Source organism: Thermoplasmatales archaeon (assembly GCA_014361245.1).
Lineage (GTDB): Archaea > Thermoplasmatota > E2 > UBA202 > JdFR-43 > JACIWB01.
Genome location: JACIWB010000045.1, coordinates 1 through 9,536 on the forward strand (window position 1 = coordinate 1; position 9,536 = coordinate 9,536).

9 protein-coding genes and 1 pseudogene are annotated in these 9,536 nt (G+C 35.6%); all 10 read right to left on the bottom strand.

The window, feature by feature from the left end:
- Positions 1–263, bottom strand: a 263-nt coding sequence (locus H5T45_06535; protein ID MBC7129367.1) for a hypothetical protein, incomplete at its 3' end; no start/stop codon positions are given.
- A complete protein-coding gene (locus H5T45_06540) occupies positions 260–2,110 on the bottom strand; it encodes a hypothetical protein (protein ID MBC7129368.1) in 1,851 nt (616 codons plus the stop codon). The genes H5T45_06535 and H5T45_06540, both read right to left, overlap by 4 nt.
- Positions 2,111–2,128: 18 nt before the next feature.
- Positions 2,129–2,869 (bottom strand): SAM-dependent chlorinase/fluorinase, encoded by a 741-nt coding sequence (locus tag H5T45_06545; GenBank protein ID MBC7129369.1) that lies wholly within the window; start codon positions 2,867–2,869, stop codon positions 2,129–2,131.
- Positions 2,866–3,162, bottom strand: a complete 297-nt coding sequence (locus tag H5T45_06550) for a divalent-cation tolerance protein CutA (protein ID MBC7129370.1) — start codon at positions 3,160–3,162, stop codon at positions 2,866–2,868. Before H5T45_06550 ends, H5T45_06545 begins: the two co-directional genes overlap by 4 nt.
- Positions 3,163–3,203: 41 nt before the next feature.
- Complete coding sequence (locus H5T45_06555) at positions 3,204–4,667, bottom strand: B12-binding domain-containing radical SAM protein (protein MBC7129371.1); 1,464 nt, start codon at positions 4,665–4,667, stop codon at positions 3,204–3,206.
- Complete coding sequence (locus tag H5T45_06560; protein MBC7129372.1) at positions 4,633–6,057, bottom strand: radical SAM protein; 1,425 nt, start codon at positions 6,055–6,057, stop codon at positions 4,633–4,635. The genes H5T45_06555 and H5T45_06560 overlap by 35 nt, the downstream gene beginning before the upstream one ends.
- Positions 6,054–6,449: a BlaI/MecI/CopY family transcriptional regulator gene (locus H5T45_06565; protein MBC7129373.1), complete on the bottom strand. Its 396-nt coding sequence runs from the start codon at positions 6,447–6,449 to the stop codon at positions 6,054–6,056. The genes H5T45_06560 and H5T45_06565 overlap by 4 nt, the downstream gene beginning before the upstream one ends.
- A 193-nt stretch (positions 6,450–6,642) precedes the next feature.
- On the bottom strand, positions 6,643–6,810 hold the full coding sequence (locus H5T45_06570; protein MBC7129374.1) for a hypothetical protein: 168 nt from the start codon (positions 6,808–6,810) through the stop codon (positions 6,643–6,645).
- A 133-nt stretch (positions 6,811–6,943) separates the two neighbouring features.
- Positions 6,944–7,048 (bottom strand): annotated as a pseudogene (locus H5T45_06575) (IS5/IS1182 family transposase).
- A gap of 86 nt (positions 7,049–7,134) precedes the next feature.
- Positions 7,135–9,536, bottom strand: a 2,402-nt coding sequence (locus tag H5T45_06580; GenBank protein ID MBC7129375.1) for a DUF11 domain-containing protein, incomplete at its 5' end; no start/stop codon positions are given.

Sequence of the window (9,536 nt, forward strand, 5' to 3'; positions counted from 1 at the left end):
TGAGGAATAATTTTATCAAAATTTTTTCTTATATCATCTTTTTTAAGTATTGGCAAAGAAGAAATATTTTCAAGATTTATTGAATTTATATCAATTCCCCTATATTTTTCCCTGTATAAAGGCACCTTCATTGCATATTTTATTATCTTTTTAAAGCATTTCTGCCTATATTTTTCTATTTTTTCCTCTTTTTCAAATAGCCTATCAATATCTGAAATATATAGGAATGGAACCTTTGCAATAGCTAGCAGACCATATTTCACATATAGCCCCCTATTTTAAGAGTTGGATCTCCGAGTAAAATCCATTCCTCAACTGTTTTTGCATCTGTCTGGTCAATTCTTCCTGTCATAAATCTATTTATATAATCAGTTATTGCAGTTCCCCATGCCTTGCCAAGAATATCGTTTCCATTCTTATAAACTTCAAAGAAGCGCAGCTCGAGCCAAGTCAGCAGGTATTGTATGCAATCTGGAATACCATCCTTATCATCATCTCCAATTGTTCCATAGCCCAAGCCCGTGCATCCAAATGTTGCTATTGCCCCGCCGCTCGGCTCCTTGACAAACCACCAGCCCATGCACTCTGGTGAAGGAAGCCAATACCATGTTTGATATGGCTTTCCAAGAATATATTTAATTATTATTGTTTTTATAACATCAGTCGTGCTCTTGTAGAGGGAGGTGTTTATCATGCTGTTGTGGCATCCTCCTATAATAACGATGGGCAGTTTTTCCCCATTTTTAATCATTGGAATGTGATATACATCTAGCGCCCATATATATTTTCCGTGTGGATTTTGGACAAAATCTTTAACAAACCATGCTTCTGGGCTACCATGTCCGGAGAGATGAACAAAACCGCATCCCTGTTTTATTGCATTTACAACATTCTTCTGATTTACATTTCCTTCAGACCACCATATCTTAACTGCCTCAAAATCATTTAAGATTTCTGCAACCTTCTGATTTGCTATTTCTCCTTCATAATAATTATTTCCACTTATATCATTAAATGTATCCCCCCCAACCAGAACAACTCTTTTGAACCATTCATTTCCATATGCATTCTTTTCATAGTTGATTATCTTATTAACAACATCAATAACTTCCTTTTCACTTCTGCAGGCAAGCCTTCCAACATATACATCTGGATAAAAATCTCTTTTATCAACTTTCATTCCCTTCCATTCAGCAAATATTCCATTCCCATTGCTGTCCCAGTCATCAAAAACAATGCTTCCATTCTCATATTTATAAATATCAGCAAAATATAAATCAGCAGTATAGTTGCTCTCGCTTCCATCATCAAGATTCGAGTCGCGGGTTGGAACAAGCCATGTTTCGCTTTTTATTGGTGATGAGAGCCCGCCAACAAGCATAACATATTTTATTCCCCATTCCTCAATTGCATTTTTAATGAAATATTTCACTTTTTCAGCATCATCTCTGCCCTCTGGGGAAAAATAAGTGCCGCCATAAATTTCATCTGTTGTAACCATTTTTGTCCTTAGTCCATAGCTTTCCTTATGCTCAACAAGTGGCTGTAATTCCTCAACAAAATTTTTATGAGTTATTATAAGCAAATCAAAAGCATCATTTGTAAATAAATTGCTTCCCATGCGGTATGATACTTCAACATCTATATTATCCACATATATTATTTTCTTCTCTTCCACTATATAGCGCAGGGGATATGCATTTATTGAAACAAAAATTACTCTTTCTCCATTGTTCAATCCAACTCCTATATTATATGAAATCCAGTTTTCTGGAAATATTTTTTCATCGCTACCCTTGCTCCACTCTGGCTCAAAAGTTGCAATTGGCGAATTAATTTTAATTTCTCTTTCATTACCAATTCTGAAATCTATTTTTTCTATTTTAGTATTTATCGGCAAAATTATGAGCTTGTTTTCATATGGCAGAATTGGCTTACCAGCTTGCATTATATATTCCTTTCCTTCCATTAAAACATTTGTTTTCTCTTCTTCAACTAAAATTGGCTCATCAAAACTAAATTCAATAGATATCTTTTTTTCATTGCTCATGCTTGCAAATGCTGTAGTCACTAAAAACGCACCCAACACAACAATAAATATTTTCTTCATGGTGATAAATACAAACATTTACAAAAATATTTCTATATTCTCCCCCTCCCTTGCATTAAAATATCTTCCAGCATTTCCCTGATTAACTGCAATTTCAAGAAAATCACTGCTTGATTTAACTGCAATAACTTCCCCAACCCTTGCATATCCATAAGACGGATAAAGCTTAACTTCTCTCTCAATTTTTCCAATTCTCACAACAAATTTATCAGCATCAAGCTTGATATTTGTTATTATATTCCCGAACCTGTCAATGAATAGAATTTTCCCCCTTATCTTATTCCCTTCCTCCTCTTGCAAGCCAAAATCGAAAGGCACATACTCATCTATCGCAGACCCCAATTTACTTGCCTCTTCGCCAAGCGAAAGACGGGCGGCGGCTGGAGCAAAAACATCCCTTCCGTGAAAGACGCTTGATACTTTTTCATTTATCCTTATCTCATATATATTTTTTATCCCCATTCTTTTTGCCGAGGGAATCAGCAAGCCATTGTCTGGGCCAACGAAATAGCAATTGTTGCATTCAATTATAATTGCCTTTCTATCTGTGCCAACCCCTGGGTCAACAACTCCCACATGTATTGCATTTTTAAAATAGGGACAAATTGAATAGATAATGAACGCCCCCTCTGTTATGCTCTGTGGCTTTACTTCATGGCTTACATCAACAATCTTTGCTTCAGGATTTATTGAATATATCTTTCCTTTAATTTCAGCGGCATATTCCCAGCCAATGTCGGTTGTTAGGGTTATTATCATTTAATCACCTCATCCATCCATTTAAGATATTTCTCATATCCTTTAATTTCAATGCATATTATTTCTGGAATTTCATATGAGTGATTTTTTCTTATTATTTCCTCAGCTTTTTTGCAGTCATTTGTTTTTATAAAAAGCATTATTTCATTTTCTTCCTCAATTTTACCATGCCATATATATCTGGATTTTACTTCAAATGAGCTTATGCAAGCAGCTCCTTTTTCATTTAGCAATGCATTTTTTATTTTCTCCTCATCCTTCCTGCTGCATGTAGTTATCACAAGAAAATGCATAAAAATAAATATTAAGGGATTAAAAAATTAGTGGTAAAAAACTAATTTACTACCCCTCTTTTCTTTCCCTGCCATTCAATTAACTTCATGAAAAGAAGATATAATGGCTTAAGAAAGGAATTTTTTTCCTGGAAGTAATTATTTGCTATTTCTTTTGCCCATTTTAAATCATGCCCCATGCATTTTACAAGCAATTCTTTATGCAAATCGCCCATCTTTTCGCTTTTAAACCAATCCTCTTTCTTCAATTTTCCTAGAGGGACAAAAAATAGTGGAACAATCAAACTCTTATATTCTTTTAATTCTTCAATAAGTTCAATTGTTTTTATAACATCTTCCTCTCTTTCTTCTGGCAATCCAACAACAAGAGTGCATGCTGGAATTAAGCCGTTATCATGCATTACCCCCATCGCTTTTTTAACAACCTCTGGATACTCTTCAGGCTTGAATGGCTTTGCCTTCGCGGGCATTATTTTTTTAACCATTTCTGGCGAACCAGTTTCTATTCCCATTTCCGCCCCCCACCACCTCTGCCTTTCATCCAAAATTATTTCTGAGCACTTCTCTATGAGCTTTGGCTTGCTTGCAACCGCAGAAAATGATGCATGGCTCCAGCTAACAAAACTTGCTTGTTTTTTTGCAATTTCATTGATTTTGAGAACCTTTTCCTCATCTGGAATAACACTATTTTGTCCATAAAGTAAAACATCTTCAGCATGGAGAATGCATGAATTAACTCCGCATTTCTTATTTACTTCTATCTCTTTCTCAATCTTTTCATATGGATACCATCTCAAAGGGCGCAAAGTTACACTGCAAAACTTGCAACCGCGGGGACATCCACGCCCAACCTCAACGAGCCCATTTATGCTCGCCTTCTTTATTTCTGATATCTCTTCTATGGTTGGAGATTCCTCGCTCTCATAAAATCTTCCAATATCTTTTCCCTCAATTGCATCTCTGAATAACTTCACCGCAACTTCCCCCTCCCCATCAAAAACGCAATCTATCCCATGTTTATCCATAAATTCTTGCATGTGGCGAAATTGCCAGGCGGAAGGGCCGCCAACTATTGTTTTTGCTCCATCTTTTTTAAGCTTTCTGTAGCCATTGCTTTCTAGCAACTTGCGAAAATATTTTGCATTATATGGCTCGCCTGTTTTCATTATTCCAGCAAAAGTTGTTGAGGAGGGCCCCCATCCAAATGCATCCATAACATAAATTCCAATTGCCTTAGCTTTAAATTTCCCCAGATCTTCAGGGGAAATAACCGCGGCATCAAACCCACAATCAATCAATTTTGCCTCTATCTTTCGCAATCCATAAGGAGCCTGCCACGGCATTCCATCAATTTTTTTCATTCTAGGGAAAAATAATCTTTTGAATAAAAATTCAGGTAACCAATTTGGCGGTGCGCTTGTTGCAAATCCAAGAAATTCTTTGCCGTGATGATTGCTCATCAATGTTTCATCACATGTGAGCAAAACATCGTATTGCTTCTTCATATTCTTTCCTGTTATTTATGCAACCCGGATCTGGCTTAAGATAATTTTTAAAGTAAGCATAAGCCCTTGCCCTGCAACCTCCACAATAGTAGCGATAATCACAATTTTTGCATTTTTCAATTTTATCCTTATTTCTCAAATCTTCAAGAACTTTATTTTTCCTCCATAAAGCATCGAAATCATCTTCAAATATATTTCCTATTTTAATTGGCAGGAAAACACATGGCTGCAAATCACCGTTTGGCTCCATTGCAAGATAAAAACGCCCTGCTCCGCATCCTCCAATAAATTCAGCAAGGCTAACAAGTTTTCCTTTAAGCTTTGGATTGTAAAAATGAGTAGGCATAACAATTTCCTCTCCCGCCTCTTCTTGTAATGCAATTCTTGCAAATTGAGGGGCGGTTGAAAGGATTTGCACCCTTGATTTTTTCCCTCTCCCCCATAGCATTTTCAGCAATTCCTCCCTTTCTTCTGGTGTCAAATCATTTTCAAAAATAAATTCTCCTCTTCCAGTTGGAACAAAATTAAATATCATGAACCAATTAACATGCAATTTTTCACATAGCTCAATTATATCTGGAATTTGCTTATAATTGAAATGTGTTGCAGTTGTTGAAACCTCAACAAAAAATCCCTGCTCAACACAATTCTTTATTCCTTCTATGGTTTTTTCAAATGCACCCTTCATGCCACGAAATTCATCATGAACTTTTGCATTTGCCCCATCAATGCTTATCTGAGTAAAACTTATTCCACTTTCCTTCATTTTCTTAGCAACTTCTTTGCTTATCAGGGTTGCATTCGTAGCCATAGCAACATACATTCCCTTGCTCGATGCATATTTTGCGAGTTCAAAAATATCCTGCCTAACAAGAGGCTCCCCTCCAGAAAAAGCAAGAATCGTTACTCCAGCATCCGCAAGGATATCAATTGCCATCTTCGCCCGCTCCGTGCTCATCTCATCCTCACTTCTTTTCCCAGAGGAAGAATAGCAATGCTTGCATCTAAGGTTGCATGCCTTCGTCACATCCCAAACTACTTGGTAGGGGGCGCCAGCAGTAAAGGGGCGGCGCACTCCAAAAATTGCTATGCCACGAATTGTTGAGGCTAAGGCTTTTGCCCAGTATGGCTGGCTGAATTTTTCCTTTACTTCTTCCTCACTGACTCCAAAAGCTTGACCTCCTTTCTTTATCAAATTTCCTACCAATTTTTCTGCGAGTTTGCAATAAATGCACGCTTCCTCTCTCTTTCCAACATAAAGCTCAATTGCTATTTCTATCCTGTTCTTTCCATCTTTATTGCAGAATTTGCTGAGTGGCTTCAATATGCTCCTTGTTAGAGGATTTCCTATTGTTTTTTCAAGTATTGCTATTGTTGTTTCTGTTTTCATGCTCCCATCTTTTCAATATATTTTAATGCCTCCTCAATTTTTTGAGCAAGTTTTGAAAATTTTTTTCTATAAGAAATTTTGCCTTTGAAATCATTTGCAATTTCTTTAAGCATGGAAGAAATTTTTCTCATTTCCTGCTCAATTATTTTCACAAAATCTATTTTTGCAGAATAAACAAATTTTCTCTGCTTCCTTACCCTTTCAATATATCCCATCCTTGCAAGACTGTTCAATGAATTTACAGTTGTTGAATATGCATATCCAATTGAATTTGCTATTTCTTCAGCAGTTAAGCCATCTGAAGTCATTAAGGTTGCAAATATTTCAGATTCTATATCTTCAAAACCCCAATATTTAAGCAATCTCTTCAATTTTTCTTTTATTTTTTTCATCATAGTTATGATATTTATGATATTTAAAATTTTTTGTTAAAGTTGTTTTGTGGCACAATTCTAAAACATTGAGATTCAAACAATGGAATAAACATTGATTCCGGTAGCGTATTGGAATTTAATTTCATTCACTATCCATTTAACAGCACTAACTCCCCATATTCTCTTTTGGCTCTTGAAAATGTGGTTTCATTCATCCATCTTTTACCATATTTGTATTTATCTCTCCATCCTTCATATCCAATCTCTTTTCTTTCTCTAACCATTTTAGCTCTCGAAGGAGATTTTCTTGCCCTTGTAGAAGCATTCTTCCTTTATTCTTCTCTGCATTCTCTATTCCATCTCCTACACTTTCATCCACTGCAATATGAACTTTAATCCATTTCTCTCGAATCCATTCTCCACATTTGCTACTTTTACTCCAGAAATATCGCTTTTCTTCTTACCTGGCTAAATGATGGAGCTCTGCCTGTATCTTATATGAATGCTCTCCCTTTATTCATTTTTTCGATTTCCTCATCCCATTCCTCCAAAAAATCTAAACTGAAAAGAATTTCTCCTCTTCTTATATACTCATTATATTCCTTCCAGTTTCTTTTTCTCCCATCTAATCCTCTAATAGAATATCGCCAGAAAATATGGTTTATGCCACAAACTAAATAAAAATAAAAAATAAGGGAAGAAATTAGCTATATACTACAACATCATTGTATTCAATTTCTTCAATGTTTCCAGCTAAATCAATGCTATAAAATTCTATTTCATATTTTCCGCAGCCATAGTTGCCAAGATATATTTTCTCTCCTTTATATTCTTTCCAGTTGAAAAGCAGCATCCATTTGCCCGAGCTTTCATTCCACTTCCATATCCTATAGTATGTATGGTTTACTCCTACATCATCAACACTTGCAAGAGTTATATAGGTTGTAGTTGGAATGTAGTGGAGAATATATGAACCAAAGAAAGTTACATTTTTAACATATCCATGGAATACTTTTCTTGAGTTTGGTGGTGTTGTGTCTGCAATTACATTAACAACGCATTCATCTTCATCATATAAGCCATCGCTACTTACATTTACTTTATTAACAATGCTTCCTATTTTAATTGCTTTTGCATAAACATATATTACTTTTATTTCTCCCGCTGGTATTTTATCAAATTTCCATGTTAGCTCACTTCCATTTATGCTTGCGGCTGGCTCCGCCTTTATGAATATTAAGCCATCTCCGAGCAAATCTTTTACTGTAACATTAATTGCATCTCCATCGCCAATATTGCGAACAATTATTTCATATTTTATTTCCTTTCCCTGCAAAACCTCGCCAGAATTTGCACTTTTTTCTATTTCGAGCAGAGGATAAGCCATTATTGGGGGTGGATTTATCTTTGTTGATTCGTTATCGCTTGCAATGCTTTCACCGCATCTTGCTTCAACATTATTGTATATTATTTTTTCATAATCTATTGGCTTAACTCTTGCCTTTATTTCCAAAACAATGCTTTCATTGGCTTTAATTATTGGAATAATCCATGTTATTTTATTTCCATTTATTGTCCCATTGCATTCAATTATTTCAAGCAATTCATCAAATTCATCTTCTACAATAACATTTCTTGCATCATCATTTCCACTATTTGAAATCAAAATGGTATAGTTTAAGAAATCGCCCGCTGTAACTGGGTCAATGCTATCTTGCTTATCAATGCTTAATGAAGGAGATGAAATAACAAGCGTTGTTGCTTCTGCATATGCTTCTGCACCCTCACAACTTATGCTCACATTATTCAAAAGAATTGTTCCATTGGCAAGAGGCGAGGCAACTTTTAATACTATCGTTATAGTTGCTGAGCTTTTAGCTGCCAGCCTGCTTATTATCCATGTATCATTTCCTGTGGTTGGGCTTGGATACGCGCTCTTGAAAGAAGTATATGAAGGATAATTTTCTTTTATTATAACATTTGTCAAATCAATCTCGCTTGGATTATAGTAAGTAATAGTATATACCAGCTCTTCTCCAGCTTCTACTTGGGGTGGAGCATCTTTCCTTATTCCGAGAGATGGATAAACAACTCTTGTCTGCTCAGAGGCAAAGCCATTCCCTGCATTTGAAGAAGTATAGAATGCAAAATTGTAGATGTATTCCTCGCCATTTTCAGCTACCCTCCCATATATCTTTATTGTTTTTGTTTCTCCCGGAAGAATTGTTCCAATTTGCCATGTATTGCCAATGCCTGCTGGCGTGGATGAAATAAATATGAAGTTTGCATCATATTGCTCAATCACGCTAACATTATAAGCAGGCAAGCCGCCAACATTCCTTATTGTAATCGTATAATTAAGAAGCTCGCCAGGTCTAACTGGGTCCTTATCATCTGATTTTGAAAAGATAAGCGAAGGAGGAGTATAAACAGTAATTTGCTTTGTTACGCTATCTTTTAGCCCATCATTATCAGTTACTGTTAAAGTAACAATATATATTCCTGGAGTTAAATATTGATGAACTGGATTTTGCTCATAAGCAACGCTTCCATCTCCAAAGTTCCAAGTCCAATTAACAATGAAACCATCTGTATCATAAGATTGATCAGTAAATTGAGTATTATCAGATGTTGTTGGGATCAACGGTGCCCATATAAAATCTGCTACTGGAGGATCATTTGTGCTGCTTACTGTAATATTTACCCATGCTTCATTGCTTTCTGCTCCATCATTATCTTTTACTTTATATTTGAATGAATCTGAGCCACAGTAATTTGCATCTGGTGTGTATAATACTGTTCCATTTGAATAAACATTTAAGCTTCCATGAGATGGATTTTGAGTAATTGTTACACTTGTTAAATCTATGCTTCCATCTATATCATAGTCATTTGATGTTACATTTATCAAAACAGGTGTATCTTCACTTGTGCTTGCTGTATCATCAACTGCTACTGGAGGATCATTTACACAGCTTACTGTAATATTTACCCATGCTTCATTGCTTTCTGCTCCATCATTATCTTTTACTTTATATTTGAATGAATCTGAGCCACAGTAATTTGCATCTGGTGTGTATAATACTGTTCCATTTGAATAAACAT

Excerpts from the sequence above, each read along its gene's own strand:
- H5T45_06540 (MBC7129368.1), bottom strand. The coding sequence starts at position 2,110 with ATGAAGAAAATATTTATTGTTGTGTTGGGTGCGTTTTTAGTGACTACA.
- H5T45_06545 (MBC7129369.1), bottom strand. The coding sequence starts at position 2,869 with ATGATAATAACCCTAACAACCGACATTGGCTGGGAATATGCCGCTGAA.
- H5T45_06550 (MBC7129370.1), bottom strand. The coding sequence starts at position 3,162 with ATGCATTTTCTTGTGATAACTACATGCAGCAGGAAGGATGAGGAGAAA.
- H5T45_06555 (MBC7129371.1), bottom strand. The coding sequence starts at position 4,667 with ATGAAGAAGCAATACGATGTTTTGCTCACATGTGATGAAACATTGATG.
- H5T45_06560 (MBC7129372.1), bottom strand. The coding sequence starts at position 6,057 with ATGAAAACAGAAACAACAATAGCAATACTTGAAAAAACAATAGGAAAT.
- H5T45_06565 (MBC7129373.1), bottom strand. The coding sequence starts at position 6,449 with ATGAAAAAAATAAAAGAAAAATTGAAGAGATTGCTTAAATATTGGGGT.